Below are 15,775 nucleotides of genomic sequence, written 5' to 3'. Positions count from 1 at the left end.
GGGCAATGCCGGACGCTCTTTGTCATCCTCATCAACGGTCGTCAGCGCTGTTGCGCTGCGTAAACCGGTCAATGCCGTGTCAATGATGATTTCCTGCTGTGATTATGCCTGTCAGTGGTGATGCCGGACGCGCTCGGGAGCGACGCAGAAAATGATCATCAGGCTGAGTGTGCACGACCCCGGTACGGATACCCGGTGTGACGTGGAGATTTCAGCCGATCCGGAGACGGGGGTCGGCTCCGTGCTCAACGCGCTGCCGATACCGGTGGGGAACCGCCCTTGCTTCGTCGGCGACCGGCCGCTCGACCCCGCTGGGAGCGTCGTCGACAGCCCGCTGGTGCACGGCGCGACGATCAGTGTCGGCGTGTCGGGCCCGCAGCCGCGGGCTGTTGCGCCCGGCATCGTCGGCGCGCTGCGGATACTCGACGGGCACGACGCCGGCCTGGTCGTCTGGCTCGATCAAGGATGCCATCTGGTGGGCCGGGACCCGCAGGCGCGGATCGTGCTCACCTGCAACGAGGTCTCCCGCCGGCACGCGGCGCTCACAGTGCGCCAGGACGCCACGGTGACGGTGGAAGATCTCGATTCGAGCAACGGCACCCTGGTCGATGACGTGCCCATAGCCGGGCCTGCTCCCCTTGCGGCCGGCGCCGTCCTCGAGATCGGTACCGACCGCATGGACTGGGTGCCGTTGCCGCGTTCGCCGCTGTCGACGACACGCAGCCAGGATGGTCACCTCGACTTCGACCGTGCCTTCGCGGCGACACCCGACATCAGGCGGACCGAGGTGGAGCTGCCGGCGGCACCCGCTCGTCATACCGCCTCCCGAAGCGCCGTCTGGCTCCCCGCGCTGTTGCCGGTCGTGGTCGGTGGAGTCCTTTTCCTGGCCATGCGTAACCCCATCGTGTTGGCGATGTGCCTGCTCGGTCCTGTCAGCGTCATCGGCAACCAGGTGGTGGGCCGCAGGCAGCGCGCCGCCGACGACCGGCGCTTCGAAACAGAGAAAGCCCAGGCACTACGTACCATCGCGACGGCGGCGGCCGCCGAGGAGAGCGCCCGCCGTACGCAGGCACCCGACCAGCTCGACCTCACCCTAGCCGCGACCGGAGCCAGCCGCGGCGTGTGGCCGCGCAACGCCGACTCTCCCGACGGCCTGCGACTACGGGTGGGCACCACCGGCGAACCCGCGTCGATCGACCTGCGCGGTGAACGGTGGGACGGGTTCACCGAGCCGGCCCTGCGTGGCGTGCCGCTGACGGTTGACCTGCGCGCCGTGGGTGTACTCGGCGTCACCGGTGCGAGCGGCCCGGCGGATGCGCTGGCCCGGTGGCTGGTGCTTCAGCTCGGCGTGCTCCGCAGCCCTGACGACCTGCGGATCGTCCTGATCACATCAAGCAGCCGTGACCACCTGGCCTGGGCCACCTGGCTACCGCATGTCGCCACCGGTGACGCGGGCCCGGCGCCCTGCTGGGTCGGCAACACCGAGGCGACCCGGGCAAGCCGGATCGCCGAGCTCCGGGATCTGATCACCATCCGGTCCGCCGAACGCCGTGGCGCCAGCAACGTCCGCTTCGCCGAGGACGTCGTCGTCCTGCTCGACGGCGCGCTCGCGCTGCGCAACCTGCCGGGTATGAAGGCGATCCTGCGGGACGGGCCGGAGGCGGGCGTGTACGTGATCGCCGTCGACCGGCACGGCATGAACGAGTGCCGCGCCGAATGCCAGGTCGACGACAGCGGTGCCGTCCGGCTCACCCACCGCCGTGGCGAGCGGGCCGCGGTCGGCCGCCGCGAGGGCATCGACCCCGGCGAGGCGAGCTGGCTCGCACGAGCCGTCGCACCGCTACGTGACCGGCTGTCACTGGGCAGCGCGGAGACAGCCATCCCGTACCCGGTGCGTTTTCTCGACCTTGTCGGCGTGGGGATGGCAGCCGCGGACGACGTGCTCGCCCTATGGGCGGACCAGCCGGGGCCGACCACCCGAGTGCTCCTCGGCGCGGATGGGGACGGGCCGGTCAGCGTCGACCTCGCCGGACAGGGTCCGCACACGATGCTCGGCGGTGCCACCGGCGCCGGCAAGAGCATCCTGCTGCAGACGCTCGTCACGTCGCTGCTGCTGGCCAACACTCCCGACGAGCTGAACCTTGTCCTCGTCGACTTCAAGGGCGGCAGCGCGTTCCTCCCGTTCGAACGCTGCCCGCATGTCGTCGCGCTCATCCGCTCCACCGGCGAGACGCCGGCGGACGTCTTCGACCAGGCCGCGGCCGACCGGGTGCTCGCCTCGGTACGGGCGGAGGTGAACCGCCGGGAGTCCCTGCTCGCCCGCTACGGCGGCGAGATCGACGAGTACTGGAAGGCTCTGCGCTCCGCGCCCGGGCTGCCCGCGCTCCCCCGCCTTGTGATGATTTTCGACGAGTTCGCGCGGGTGCTGGAGACATCCCCGGACTTCCTGCGAGCACTGGTCAACGTCGCGGCCAAGGGCCGGTCGCTCGGCATGCACTTGGTGCTGGCCACCCAGTCGCTGCAGGGCAAGCTGTCGGCCGAGCTGAAGAACAACATCGATCTCCGGATCACGCTACGGCAGAACGAACCGGCCGACAGTGTCGAGGTCCTGGGCGTACCGGATGCCGCGGCCATCCCCGGCCGGCTGCGTGGCCGCGGCATGATCCTGTGCACGAAGGACGAAACGCGGACCCCACGCCTGTTCCAGTCTGGCTACCTGGGTGCCCCACCACCCGTCGGTGGGGCACGCCCCGCCCGCGTCCGGATCGTGGACTGGGCCGCGCTCGGCGCCGCGCGGCCCGAGGAACCGACCGACCATGGCGGTGCGGCCACCGACCAGGCCCGCACCGTCCGCGCGATCGAGGCCGCCGCCCGCAGGCTGGGCCGCCCGGCGCCGCCGCGGCCGTTGCTACCGCCGCTGCCCGCGGACCTGACACTCGACGGCCTCGCGGCCTGGGCCACCGAGGAAGCGTCCGCGACGGCCGTCCCGTACGGTCTCGCCGACGTACCCGACGCGCAGGCCCAGCCGCCGGTGGTGCTTGATCTCGCCGGGCACGACAGGCTGCTGGCGGCCGGCGGGCCGCAGCAGGGCCGCACGACGTTGGCCCGAACATTGATCACCAGTCTGGCGTCACACTTCCGGCCCGATCAGGCGCAAGTGTACGTCATCGAGCACCAGCCGGCGGGGCTGGCGGCCTACGCGGACTTGCCGCACTGCGGCGCGGTGATCGCCGGCAGCGAGCCGGACCGCATCCGCAGGTTCATCACCTGGCTGAACGAGGAGGTCGGCCGGCGCCAGTTCAGGCGATCGGACGGCGGGACGGCAGCCGGCGGGCAGCGGGATCCGTGGCTCGTCGTCGTGGTCGACGGCTGGGAACGGTTCGAGAACCGCGCTGACCCGACATTCCAGGAAACGTCGTTGCTGACGACGTTGCGTGAGGTGACCCTGTCCGGGCCGCCGCTCGGTGTGCACGTCGTGCCGCTCGGCGGTCAGGAGCTGTTCACCAGCAGGGTGGCGACGCTGTTCAACCGACGCCTGCTCCTGCCGTTCGGCAAGGAGGAACTACGCCGGGCACACCTGGCGTCCAGAACGGCGAGCCCACCGGAAATGCCCGGCCGAGCCGTGGACGCCGCCACCGGGACACACATCCAGATCTGCCGCCCGGACGTCGACGCCGACAGACTGATCGCCCAGGTCGCAACCCGACTTGCCGGCATCGAGCCGAGCGCCGCCGGGCTGCCACACGCGTTCCCCGCGCTGCCCACCCAGGTCACCATCGACGATCTGCGGGTGCCCGACCCGGCCCTGTCCGGCACCTGGCTCCCGCTCGGCGTGGGCGGCCCGGACGCGAACACCGTGGGCCTGGACTTCTTCGGCACCGGGCCACACCTGTTGCTCGTCTCCGGCCCGGCCGGCTCCGGACGGACGGCCGCGGCCGCGGCCGTGGCCCGCGGTCTGCGGCGGGTGGGTGTCGGCGTGCTGATCATCGCCCCACCGCGCTCACCACTGCCCGCACTCGTTGGGGACGACGACGTCCGGATCATGACCGGGACGACGCTGAAGGACACCGAGCTGCGGGCCGAGGCCGAAGCTTTCGGTGACCAGCGGTACGCGGTTGTCGTCGACGACTGCGATCAGATCACCCTGATCCCGACGCAGGTCAACTTCGCCGACGGCCCCACGTTGTTGCAGGACATCGCAAGCCCCGGGTCACTCGGCCGGCAGGCGCTCGTGCTCTGCGGTGACGCGGCGCTGATCCTCACCGGTCAACGCCGATCCCTCGCCCGGGTCGTCAGTGAGATCATGAGCAGCGGCGCCCGGCTGCTGCTCACCCCCACCTCCCCAGCACTGGCACGCGAGCATGGCTTCAAGCTCGAACCCGACCAGTTCTTCGCCGCCCCACCCGGCCGCGGTCACCTCTCCACCGGCCATACCACGGCCTTGGTGCAGCTTGCCCGGTAGGTCTTATGGGCGCACCCGGTAGGTATGGGCATAGCGGCGGTGGCCCTATGCGCGCCAGGCAGCTGTCCGGACAGGTACGGGTATCCGCCAGCACAGGTCGGTACCGGGAATCGTGAGGGTCTGCTCATCAGGGGTGACCGTGAGCAGGAACCTGTTGTACCCGGGACGGCCGAGGGCATCCCAGCTGTACAGGGTGTCCTCGACGATCGACCAGACTGGGTTGGCTCCATAGTCGTGTACACGAAGCGTGCCGTCATCGTGGATCCGGGCGACACAGAAACGATCAGGGTCGGAAGTCCGAAAAAAAGCATCGCGCTCCGCGCTGCCGAAAAGCCCGATGAAGGACAGGTCGGGGATACGCGCCTGGAGGAGAAAACGGAAGGTCGCGTCGTTGAAGACCGCCGGGTCGAGATTGCTGGTCCGTTCCCGGGACGGATCCCGCTCGGGAATGACGAACATCGGTAGCGCGGCGGGTAGCTGTGGGCGCGATACCATGAAAAACAGCGGACGCGCGTCGAGAAAACCACTGGCGGTGCCGTCCTCTCGTATCTCCAGCAGGACCGACGTACCGCCCTTCACGCTACCCGAAAAGATCACAAAAATCTTCGCGCCGGGCCGGGCCTGTTCCACCCAGAAGTAGGAGACATGTGTGAAGGAACATGTCGTGATAATGCGATCGTAGGGGGCCATGCGTGGATAGCCGGCAGCGCCGTCCGCCACCAGCAGGGTCGGGTGGTAGCCCATGCGGGCAAGCACGGCACCGGCACGGCCGGCCACGGCATCGTCGTACTCGATCGAGACCACGTCCGCGTCGCCCAGCCGGTGGCAGAGCAACGCCGTGGAATACCCGGTGCCGGTGCCGATCTCCAGGACGCGGTGCCCGTCCTGGACGTCGAGGTCCTCCAGCATCCGTGTCACCAGGCACGGCATAGTGGATGAACTGGTCGGCATCCCGAGCTGGACCTGGGGCTTGGGCGCCCACAGGTCGTCGTTACCCGAAATCTGCGTTATCCAGGTCTCATCCGTATACACCAGATCCAACCATTCCTGGTCGCCCAGCGAATCAGCGATAACAGGGGTGTACGTGGGCGGGCTGTTACTGACTTTCCGGTAGAATCTGGGCAGAAAAACATGCCGCGGTGTCGCCAGAAACGCATCCCGCCAGGGCTTCGATCGCAGATCCCCGCGCGCCGTCAGCGCATCGGCGAGCGTGACCAACCGGCTGTCGATATCACCGGTCGGCAGTTTTGTATCAGCGGCCATCAACGCATCCCCCCGCCAGAAGATCGGCAAGTGCCGCCGTCATCGGCAGACCGGTATGCTCTTCCTCCAGCCACGCCCACTGGCCGTTGGGATTACATTCCAGAAAAACAAGAACATCGTTCGCGTCCAACGCGAAGTCGAACGCGCCGAACATCAGCCCGAACCGCTCCAGGTAGGCGCGTACCGCCTGGATCACACCATCCGGAATATCAATCACAGTATACTGTAGCGTACTGTAATCGCGGCGCCAGTCAAGGTGTTCGCTGTCAATTCTGACCGCGAATACCTCCCGGCCAATCACTGTAATTCGGACATCCGCCGCTTTGTCGACTTTAGCCTGGACAAGATGAACGGTATGCTGTATTGCTTCGTCAAAGTCGGCGGCATCCACCTCTCGAACCCACACCGTCCGCGCACGGCCCTCAGCATCGGCATAGGGCAGCAGCCGCAGCGGCTTGTACACTACCGGACCGACCGCACCGGCGAACGCCCGCGCGGCCGCCGGGTCATTGGTTACCAACGTCGGCGGCACCGTGAAGCCAACCTCCGCGGCAACGGCCAGCTGTGCCGGTTTGAGCTCCGCGTCGGCGATCCGATGGGGATGATTGACGTACAGACAACCCGGCAACGAGGTCAGGACCCCGCCGAGCCCGTAACGGGCCTGCAATATCGCGAAGGCCCGGTCCTGCGGGGCCATTTCCGGAAAAACAAACGCGCTCGGGCGACGGTAGTACAACGAGCGCACAGCCGAGAGCAACACCGTCCGGGAGCGTGCCCGCAGCCAGCCGCCAACGCCATCAATATGACAATAGTTATCAAGATTATAAATTCCACCAAAGGCACCGCGGTCATCACGGGTGTCCCCCGCGCCTACCGTCGCCGCGAACGACAGATGCGTGGGGAAGTCAGCGGTGTCGAACCGCACTACCGGTACATTCCGCTCGTTCAGCGCGGCGACCACCAGATCGGCGGTCGGGTCGTCGAGCTGGGTCACGACCAGCACAGGCCGCTGATCCGACACCGCTCAGTCCACCGGGTTCGAGTCCTGCGCGAAGTCCGTGTCCGGATCCCCGTGCTGGCCATCACCCCGGCTGCCTTCGGTCGCGGTCGAGCGCTCCGTGCCCTGGTAGGTCCTGCTGTGCCTGCCCGTGTCGAGCACATGTCCATCAGCGTCGTAACAGACAGCGGTCTGTGTTACCGGGTCGAGATCCACCCGCACCACCCTCGGCCCGGCCGCCTCGCCACGCGCCCTGTGCGGCTCCATCCGCCGCACCCCCCACGGCCGCACGGTTCCCGTTGGCACCTCGGGTGCAAGACCAGTGCGCGGATACATCGGCAGCCTGTCCTCGGACGGAAACAGCACGCCCATGCAACGACCTCCCTCTGGAAGCAACAGCCCATCCCGCACACTCAGGATGAACCCTCAGTATCCAGAGAATTCCTGCCAGCGACAACAACTCTTCGCGGCTAATTGACGACAGAGCCCGCTACCTCGCCGTTCGATAGCCCCGCACCCGCCAGCGCGCGATCAGGCCGCCCGACAAGAAACCAACGGCCCTGCCAAGATCCCGATGGTGACACACGGTAGAGCGGTACGGCCGATTCATGGTACGGGAGTACGGCAGCGGAGGTACGGTTAGCAGTATGAAAACGACCGTGGACTTGCCAGAGGTGCTGGTGCGCGAGGCACAGGACGTGGCCCGCGCTGAAGGCACCACGCTGCGGAACCTCGTCGAGGAGGGGCTGCGCGCCGCCCTTGAGCGGCGCCGCTCGGCGTCCCAGTTTCGGTTGCCGGACGCGTCGGTGAACGGCAACGGCCTGCGCCCGGAGTTCCGCGACAGCGGCTGGAACGAAGTGCGTGCGGCAATCTACGGTGACCGTGCATGATCGCGGTCGACACGAACATCCTTGTCCATGCGCACCGGCGTGACTCGCCGTTCCACGAACCGGCGGCTGCCGCTGTCCGCAGCCTCGCCGAGTCGCCGGCTGCGTGGGCGATTCCATGGCCGTGCGTGCACGAGTTCTACTCGACTGTGACGCACGCGCGTATCTACGATCCGCCCAGCAGCCCAGCCGAGGCCATAGCACAGGTGGAGGCGTGGCTCGGCTCACCGTCGCTGACGTTGCTCCATGAAGGAGTGACGTACTGGCCGACACTACGATCCATGATCGAATCCGGAAAAGTGCGGGGTCCGATGGTCCATGACGCCCGGATAGCCACCCTGTGCCACGTAAACGGTGTTCGGACGTTGTGGAGCGCCGACCGCGACTTCGGGCGCTTCCCGGACCTGGTCATCCAGAACCCCCTCATCCTGGGTAGGCATTGACGCGCGAGAACCGACCCGCGCCAACGGTCGTCGATCGCGTGCTCCCAGCTGATGTAGGCCGCGGTCAGCCGGGCGTCGGTGTCCAGTCCAGGCCGGGGCTGTCCCGGACGGCTGCCCAGGCGGTGGACGGATCGCGGTGCGCGGCGTAGAGCCCGCGGAACCGGGCGAGCCAGGCGCGTTCCCGGTACTCCAGCCGGGCGGGGCTCATGATCTTGACCGGATGACATGCCGCGAACATGGGCCAGTGGAGTGGTCGATAGACGACACCGGTACGGTACATGTGACGCGGGCACGGCTTGGCGGGCAAGCTTGGGCCCGGCCCTTCGGGCGGATTTGTTCATGGGGGCTTGGGGCATGCGTTGTCATGTGGGATGCGCGATGTGGACGCACACGTCTTGGCAAGGACGCTTTCTGGCGCACCCGCTCCCGTCCCACGAACGCCTGCAACACTACGCCAGTTGGTGCAACGCGGTCGAAGGGAACACAACGTTCTATGCAACGCCGGCCAAAAGCACCGTAGCCTCGTGGGCACGGCAGACCGACACCGATTTTCGATTCGTGATCAAAATGCCGAAAATTATCACGCATGAACGCCGTCTTACGGACGTTGACGAGGTACTGCACGCCTTCCTGGAAGCGATCGAGCCACTCGGCCCACGGGCCCATGCCCTCTGGATACAGCTTCCAGGATCGTTTACCCCCGCCGACGTCCCCACACTTGCCCGCTTTCTGCGCCAGCTCACCAGGTCCCACCGGTACGCTGTGGAGGTCCGCCACCCCGCATTCTTCAGCGACCCCCGTGCGGCGCGGCTTCTCGAAGGAGCACTTGCCAGCGCAGCCGCCGAATGGATTCCGTTCGACACCACCGTATTCTTTCAAAGTCCGCCACAGAGCGACGCTGAACGAGACGCATGGATCAAGAAGCCGCGCGTGCCGCTCCGATCGCTCGCGTTGACCGACCGGCCGATCATCCGCTACCTCGGCCGCGACGCTTCCGCACGGACGATCGAAGGCTGGCAGCGTTGGATTGACATTGTCGTCGAATGGCTGCGCGAGGGCCGATCACCCACTGTCTTTATTCACACCCCGGACAACGCCGACGCACCGCAACTCGCGCGCCGCTTCCATGACAGCGTACGGGTACGCCTGCCCGAACTCGATGCGCTGCCTCAGCCGATACCGACCGGGCCGCCAACTCTCTTCTGAACAGTTTGTCGCTGGGTATGCTTATCCGGTCCAAAACCGTCCCCAACGACAAACCCGCGCCGATCATCAATAAGCGGCGGCGTCCGCCAGACGCGGCAGCGGATCGCACAGCGCGTTGGCGATAAGGCCGAGGGGACCTGTGGTGGGCCGACCTCGGCGAGCCCCGCGGGTCGGCGCCGGCATTACGCCGGCCGGTCGTGGTCGTGCAGGCGGCCGCCCCCTTCAACCGCAGCAGACTGCGCACCGTCGTCGTGGTGGCCGTGACGAGGAATCTGCGGCTGGCCGCGATGCCGGGCAACGTTGTTCCTGCCGGCGGCCGTGACCGGCATCCCGAAGGACTCGGTGGCCAATGTCACCCAGGTCGCCACCCTCGACCGCGCCGACCTCGAGAGCCGGGTCGGCGAGATCCCCGCGTGGCTGGTCGCCGACGTAGAGCGAGGGCTGCGCCGGGTCCTGGTGCTGTAGCGACAAAAGATCATCCCGTGCGCCGGCTTCGCGGCCGATATCCGGGACGGACATGCGAAATCAGATCCGGTGGTAGACCCCGTGACGGTGGGCGACAGGGACAACGAGGCCGAGCAGGACGTCGTCATGCACCTCGTAGATCACACGATAGTCGGCGACACATTGGCTGGAAGGACATGCCGAAAATGATCAAGAAACTGCATCCACCCCAGAAGATCCTTATATCGAACGCGACAGTTACAGGTAATGTGATCCACTGTGACTTCGATACCCGAGCCGGTGGCTACTGATCAGATTGCCAGGTGGGCATCCGAGGGCGAATCTGATCACCAGGAATTCAAGGAGTCGACGGGCCAGCGAACGGCGGCAGCCCGCACGCTATGTGGGATGGTAAACCTGCACGGCGGTCGGGTGCTGTTCGGTGTCCGTCCAGACGGCCACATCGTGGGTCAGCAGGTCACCGACGAAACGCTGGAGAAACTTCATGCGGCGCTGGCGCCGTTTGATCCCGAGATCATGCCGACCATGGAGAGAGTAACCGTCGCGGAAGGCCGGGAAGTAATCGTGGTGGCAGTCCCACAGGGCCGGTATCGGCCTTACCGGTACAAAGGTGTCGCCTACAAGAGAATCCGGCGCGGTCACGGCCGTCATGTCCCGTGAAGAGTACGAGCGGCTGTTCCTCGAACAGATGCACACATCCGACCGGTGGGAGATCGAGCCAGCACGCTCTGGCACCCGACGACCTCGACCACGCGGAAATCGCACGGGCGCTCGACGATGCGGTCCGCCGGGGGCGGGTCAGCGAACCGCTCAGCCGTGATCCCCTCGATCTACTGCGCGGCCTCGGCCTGGTCAAGGGCGAACGCATCCTCAACGCTGGTGCGGTCCTGTTCGCCAGAAGCGAACGACTACTCCCCGACTATCCCCAGTGCCTGGTCAAACTCGCCCGTTTCCACGGGACCATTCGTGGCGAATCCATCGCCGACGAACGCCAACTACACGGCAACGCCTTCACGCTGTTGCGCCAGGCCGAGGAATTCTGCCGGACCCACCTGCCGGTCGCGACACGCTTGGACCCTAGCAGCATGATCCGCCATGACCAGCCAGAGATCCCAGTGCTGGCGTTGCGGGAGGCACTGGCCAACGCCATCTCGCACCGCGAGTACAGCACCGCTGCCGGGTCGATCAGTGTTTTCATCTACGACGACCGAGTCGAGGTCGCGAGCATCGGCGGCCTGCATTTCGGCCTGTCCGTCGACGACCTCCTGCGACCGCACGAGTCCCAGCCGTGGAATCCACTGATCGCTGGCGCCCTCTACCGCCGCGGCGTCGTCGACAGCCTTGGCAGCGGCATCCAACGTATGATCAGAATAGTGGAGGCGACCAGGATCTTCCCACCGACGATCATCGATACGGGAACGAGTGTGCTGGTGACGTTCCACCGCCGTGGCGCCGTGCCGGCGCATCTTCGGGATCGCGGCGTCTCCCGAGAGGGCATGGCCGTACTACAGGAACTTCTGGCTGCCGGCACATCCCTTCCCCTACGTGATCTTATTGCAGCAACGAACGTCAACCCGGGAATGTCCGACCGGACAATACGCGAGGAGCTCCAGCGGCTCCGGCGCCTGGAACTGGTGGAACCTGGAGGCACGGGCCGAGCCGCCCGCTGGGTCCTCACTGAGGCAGCCAAAGATCTCTTGGGGGTCGCACGGCATAGACCGACGAGCATGTCGTCGACCTCGGTGACATAACCATTCGGGCTGTGGCTGTAGTCACGGCATTGCAGCAGCCTGGCCTTCCAACCCGTTCCCGGCCACCGCCTGTCACGGTCTGTGAGAGCAACTGGTAGTCAACGTCCCACACCTGGGCCGGCGCGATCAGGCCGCGTCACCGGTGTCGGTAGGCGCCGGTGACGCGTACATACCCATCGCCACCGCGTCCGCGGTCATCTCCGACAACAGCTCGCGGCCCACTGCACCGCCTGCCAGCATGTCATCGCCAGGCAGTCATGATCTCGTCCGGGCCGACCGACCGCAATGGCAGATCGGCGGCAACGCCGGTCCGGCTGACGGCGAGCAGCTTCGTACCCGGGTCGACGCCCGGCACCGCCGCGACGTCTCGTATCAGAGCGGCATGGTCGCGTTGGTCGAAAGGCTTCGCTGTCTGCCATTTGATGCTACCCGCGAAGATTATCCGGTTGGCGGCGCCCGTACGGTCGGCCCCGACCAGGTCAATCTCGGGGTTGTTCTGCCGGTTCCACCATCCGCCGACAGCTTCCACCTCGGGCCAGCCGAGCTCGGGGGCAATGCGCAGCAATGCCTCCCGCACCACCGGCTCGACGGCCCGGCCACGCCACGTGGTCCAGGAACGATGCACCCGCCGCAGCAGCAGATCACCCCGTCCGCGTTCGACCAGCGGCAGGCCGGCGGCAAGGTAGGCGAGATAAAACCGAAGATAGGGGTCGGCTACCCGGTAACGACGCTCCTTCTCGGCAGGCTTGGTGGAGAGCGGGGTGTCGACGGCGACCACCCGCTTGGCTTCCAGCAGACGCAGCGCGTTCGTCAGCGAACTCGCCGCCATCGGCTCCGCGCTTGCGGACGCTGCCCGGATGCCGCTCCACGTGCGTTCGCCATGTCCGATCGCGGCCAGCACGCTCCGGGCCTGGACATAACCGGGGAACTCGGCGGCAAGCGAGCGTTCCCCCGAGACGAGCAGCGCCGACGTCGGATCGGCGAGGGAGACGGCGAGGAAGCTCTCGACCGACTGGCCGCTGCCCCATTCCTGGCAGATCAGCGGCAGGCCGCCAGTGATCAGGTATGCGTCGATGGCTTCGGCGGTCGGCAGGCCAATCATGGTGCCGACCTCGGCGGGGTTCAGCGGAGGCAGCACCATGACTGTGCCGCGCTGGTGGAACGGTCGCCGATAGTCGTCAAGCCGCTCCATCATCGCCAGGTCGGAGCCGATCAGGACGAGCAGGACCGGTTTCCGCGAGAGCAGCGAGTCCCACGCCGTCTGCAGGGCTCCTTCCAACGCCGGGTCGGTTTCGATCAGCCAGGGCAGCTCGTCGATGACCACGATGCTCGGGGCGTCGGCGGGCAGCGCCGCCGCAAGCTGGCGGAACAGCGCTGCCCACGTCGGCAGGACCGTACCTCCCTCGAACAGTTCCCGGCCCGGGATGTCGGACTCGAGTACGGCCGCGGCGAACGCCGCCCGCTCAGCCGCGGGATCGGCGCCCTGGCTCGCCTGGAAGAACACGAACGGCAGGCCGGCCCGCTCGCAGAACACCTCGACGAGCCGCGACTTGCCGACCCGACGCCGGCCACGCAGCAGCACCGCCACGCCCGGCAGGTCACGGCGCGCGTCCCCCACCCGCCCGAACAGCGCGTCGAGCCGCGCAAGCTCGGCCGCCCGCCCGACAAACCCCGCACTGGCCATCTCACTCCTCGCCCCGGAACTACAGTCCACTGTAGTTCACCACGATGGAGTTATCTCACGGGGCGCTCGATCTCGACCTACAGGCATTCCCCGACAACATCGTTAACTACGTCGCTCAGGCGGCAGTGCGCCTCGGCTGACGCAAAAGGGCCACAAAGAGGGCAGCGCCGCCGACACGACGGACGCCAGCCAGCAGCGCTACGACGAGGAACAGGAGCAGCAGATGGACTGTCGGAACTCGGTAACAGACACGAGAAACCGCCGGGCTGATGTAGGAGGACGCAGGAGGGTACCGACCCCGGAGGGGGACGATGAACAGCACGCCGCCGGGAGCGGGTCGCCCTGGCCCGGAGGGGCACCTACCACCGCCCGCCCCTATCGAACGCGTCACGGGCGCGGGGGCGGAGCCCGGCATGGGATTCGGCGTTCACTCCTGACGTTGCCGTCAACTACTGCCGTCACCCACCGCAGAAGCCACACCAGGAACCGTCTGACGAGGCTTCAAATTTACTTGCGCATATTCACAATAAACAGAAATCAGCAAATAGTGACATCCACGTTAAATTCATGCATAACCTCCATTACCGAATCCACAAAGGCACGATCCAGCAACTCCTGGGACACTCGAAAATCTCGCCAAATAATCTTCACCGGAGGCCCCTCTCCAAAACTCGAAGAAATGCAGTCAGCCAGAGCATCAAGATTTGACCCAAAGTACCCACCAGGACCATTAGCCGCCTCGCCCAATGCGCAGAAGAATCCCGACTTCGTGGAGATTTGGGCGCCATCCAAATGTACGACGTCATCGACTCCATAGCGGGCAGCCCTATTATTCAAGGTAAACCAAGAATTCTGGACAACATGGAGCCAGGCGCTGTGCTGACTCGTTGGCCATCGAAGCCATTCCCCCTTCTCTATTGCGACGCCCAATGCCCAGCGTCGCCAGATTTTTGCAGCCCCGGGATACTCGCAGCGATTGCCAAAGAATCGATACGGAACACTCGAAATTTTGCCGTCTGACGATTCTGCGCCGACATCGCCGAGTACAACCCGGCCGACGAAGTACTCGCCAATCTTTTCCCGTCGACGATTAACAATCTCCAGTACTGCGCCTTCAGCCCTTCGCCGACCCCTGGCAACCTCATGAGCCCTCAGGAATACTACTTCCGGCGCCTCCTCCTCCGGGTCAACAAAAAATCCCTCTACCTCTTCGGCCGTGACGAGTACATCTCCGGACTCCTCATCGGCCACCACGTACAGCGGGAAATCCGTCTCAATCACCATAGACAATTTACCAGTCATACTTGCCCCCTAACCGGAGCTGGCAGGGCGACACCGAAGTGTCACCGCGCCAGCTAACGAATAAGGCTACTAATTCCACCCCGAGTCAGGGAAGTGGGGTGCACTGAAGCGTTGAATCTTCGTGTAATGCGTGGATGTCCAACCGTACACCTTGACGCCGTTGGGCAACTCCTTTTCCAGGATCCTGTCGCTTTCCGGCCTACCAGGCACGCGGTATTCCTTAGATCCTGCCCACCACGGATATTCATGCCCTGCATAGGTGTCGTGCGAAGGAATCCGCCCTGCCCTCACGTCGTCGTAGGCAGAAGCGATCTTGTTGTTCATCCCCCTGGGCAGGGGATCCGACAACCTGTATGGGGCGAGGCCGAGGGGGTCGAACCAGTCGAGAGGGTTGGGGACGTAGGTGTGGGGGTTGGGGGCGGGGGCGAGACCGAGGGGGTCGGTGGAGTCGTAGCGGGCGGTCTCGGGATCGTAGTAGCGGTGGTAGTTGTAGTGCAGGCCGGTTTCGGGGTCGTGGTACTGGCCCGGGAAACGCAGCGGACAGGCGAGGTCACCGGCGGCCGGTGGTGGGCTGGCGCCCCACAGGGTGGTCCGGGCCTGCCAGACGAGGTCCCCGTCGGGGTCGATCAGTTCGGTGGGGGTACCGACCAGGTCGGTGATGATGGCGTGGAACTGGGCGTCGAACCACGCCTGCTCGGCCTGGTCGTCACCGTCCCTGCCAGCGTCGTCACGGTCGCCGCCGGTTTTGTCGCCTGGGGCGCCGGTCGTCGGGCGGCGGTCGGCCTGGGTGAGGGGGCGGAAGCCGCCGGGTTCCCAGTCCCAGGTCGTGACGTGGGACGGCAGAGCGTCGGCGGTGGTGTGGTGCTGTTCGGCGAGGACGACGCCGTCCCAGGCGAAGTCGACCTGCTCGGCCACCCCGTCTTCGTCGCCGAGGCGCTGCTTGGTGATCCGCCGGCCGAACGGGTCATAGGCGTAGCGCCAGCGCTGGCCGTCCGGGGTGGTCACCCCGGTCAGCCGGTCCTCGCCGTCCCAGCTGTACCGCCAGGTCCGCGGCCCCGCCGACAGCCGTTTCTGCTGGCGTAGCGTCACCCGTCCCTGGGCGTCGTGCTCGTAGCGGACGCCGCCAGCCCGGCGGATCAACGTGCCGGCGTACTCCCGGCCACCCTGCGCAGCAGTACCCAGCCCGTCGCGGCCCTCGCGCCCGTCGCGCTGCGCGGGCACCGGCCAGGACGCGTCGGTGATGTTCCCCGCGGCATCGTAGGCGTACCGCTCAGACCAGCCGGTGCCATGGACGGCGGTGACCCGCCGGGCCGGG

Annotated in this window: 14 protein-coding genes and 1 pseudogene; 8 read left to right on the top strand and 7 right to left on the bottom strand. The window is 66.4% G+C overall.

The genetic code is table 11. From position 1 onward, the window contains the following. Positions 1-151: 151 nt before the first annotated feature. Positions 152-4,462: an FtsK/SpoIIIE domain-containing protein gene (locus MJ797_RS00075; protein WP_239328584.1), complete on the top strand. Its 4,311-nt coding sequence runs from the start codon at positions 152-154 to the stop codon at positions 4,460-4,462. Between the two features lie 45 nt (positions 4,463-4,507). Here the strand turns inward: MJ797_RS00075 and MJ797_RS00070 are convergent, their stop codons facing one another. From MJ797_RS00070 to tgmA, 3 genes are read right to left on the bottom strand one after another with little or no spacing between them, the layout of a single operon-like run. After that, positions 4,508-5,725: a methyltransferase domain-containing protein gene (locus MJ797_RS00070; RefSeq protein ID WP_239328573.1), complete on the bottom strand. Its 1,218-nt coding sequence runs from the start codon at positions 5,723-5,725 to the stop codon at positions 4,508-4,510. Further along, on the bottom strand, positions 5,715-6,746 hold the full coding sequence (gene tgmB, locus MJ797_RS00065; protein WP_374581045.1) for an ATP-grasp ribosomal peptide maturase: 1,032 nt from the start codon (positions 6,744-6,746) through the stop codon (positions 5,715-5,717). Before tgmB ends, MJ797_RS00070 begins: the two co-directional genes overlap by 11 nt. Positions 6,747-6,749: 3 nt before the next feature. After that, complete coding sequence (gene tgmA, locus MJ797_RS00060; protein ID WP_239328559.1) at positions 6,750-7,094, bottom strand: putative ATP-grasp-modified RiPP; 345 nt, start codon at positions 7,092-7,094, stop codon at positions 6,750-6,752. 275 nt (positions 7,095-7,369) lie between these two features. Between tgmA and MJ797_RS00055 the strand changes: the two genes are divergently transcribed. Next, complete coding sequence (locus MJ797_RS00055; protein WP_239328524.1) at positions 7,370-7,612, top strand: type II toxin-antitoxin system VapB family antitoxin; 243 nt, start codon at positions 7,370-7,372, stop codon at positions 7,610-7,612. After that, positions 7,609-8,052, top strand: a complete 444-nt coding sequence (locus MJ797_RS00050; protein WP_239328515.1) for a TA system VapC family ribonuclease toxin — start codon at positions 7,609-7,611, stop codon at positions 8,050-8,052. Before MJ797_RS00055 ends, MJ797_RS00050 begins: the two co-directional genes overlap by 4 nt. Positions 8,053-8,116: 64 nt before the next feature. Here MJ797_RS00050 and MJ797_RS00045 read toward each other — a convergent pair whose 3' ends face one another. Continuing rightward, on the bottom strand, positions 8,117-8,260 hold the full coding sequence (locus MJ797_RS00045) for a hypothetical protein (protein ID WP_239328497.1): 144 nt from the start codon (positions 8,258-8,260) through the stop codon (positions 8,117-8,119). Positions 8,261-8,406: 146 nt separating this feature from the next. On the opposite strand from MJ797_RS00045, the gene MJ797_RS00040 reads away from it, so the two are divergent. From MJ797_RS00040 to MJ797_RS00025, 5 genes and pseudogenes are all read left to right on the top strand, one after another. Beyond that, positions 8,407-9,258 carry a DUF72 domain-containing protein gene (locus MJ797_RS00040; protein ID WP_239330155.1) on the top strand — a complete coding sequence of 284 codons (852 nt, stop codon included), beginning with the start codon at positions 8,407-8,409 and terminating at the stop codon, positions 9,256-9,258. 137 nt (positions 9,259-9,395) lie between these two features. Continuing rightward, a pseudogene (locus tag MJ797_RS27315) lies at positions 9,396-9,500 on the top strand (type II toxin-antitoxin system PemK/MazF family toxin); the annotation flags it as partial. 76 nt (positions 9,501-9,576) lie between these two features. After that, on the top strand, positions 9,577-9,723 hold the full coding sequence (locus MJ797_RS27155; protein WP_305039645.1) for a type II toxin-antitoxin system PemK/MazF family toxin: 147 nt from the start codon (positions 9,577-9,579) through the stop codon (positions 9,721-9,723). Positions 9,724-9,981: 258 nt separating this feature from the next. Continuing rightward, a complete protein-coding gene (locus MJ797_RS00030) occupies positions 9,982-10,383 on the top strand; it encodes an ATP-binding protein (RefSeq protein ID WP_308128262.1) in 402 nt (133 codons plus the stop codon). Further along, positions 10,380-11,474 (top strand): ATP-binding protein, encoded by a 1,095-nt coding sequence (locus MJ797_RS00025; RefSeq protein ID WP_239328479.1) that lies wholly within the window; start codon positions 10,380-10,382, stop codon positions 11,472-11,474. Before MJ797_RS00030 ends, MJ797_RS00025 begins: the two co-directional genes overlap by 4 nt. 241 nt (positions 11,475-11,715) lie before the next feature. On the opposite strand, the gene MJ797_RS00020 is transcribed toward MJ797_RS00025, so the two are convergent. The 3 genes from MJ797_RS00020 to MJ797_RS00010 all read right to left on the bottom strand — a co-directional run. Next, on the bottom strand, positions 11,716-13,158 hold the full coding sequence (locus MJ797_RS00020) for an ATP-binding protein (protein WP_239328468.1): 1,443 nt from the start codon (positions 13,156-13,158) through the stop codon (positions 11,716-11,718). Between the two features lie 537 nt (positions 13,159-13,695). Then, positions 13,696-14,460 (bottom strand): barstar family protein, encoded by a 765-nt coding sequence (locus MJ797_RS00015; protein WP_239328457.1) that lies wholly within the window; start codon positions 14,458-14,460, stop codon positions 13,696-13,698. Positions 14,461-14,529: 69 nt separating this feature from the next. Then, positions 14,530-15,775 (bottom strand): RHS repeat-associated core domain-containing protein (locus MJ797_RS00010; RefSeq protein ID WP_239328199.1); only part of this gene is annotated, 1,246 nt, incomplete at its 5' end.

It is taken from the genome of Protofrankia sp. CiP3, assembly GCF_917627345.1.
Lineage (GTDB): Bacteria > Actinomycetota > Actinomycetes > Frankiales > Frankiaceae > Protofrankia.
The sequence above is the reverse complement of the archived record's forward strand: the minus strand, read 5'-3'. Positions and strand labels throughout refer to the sequence as shown.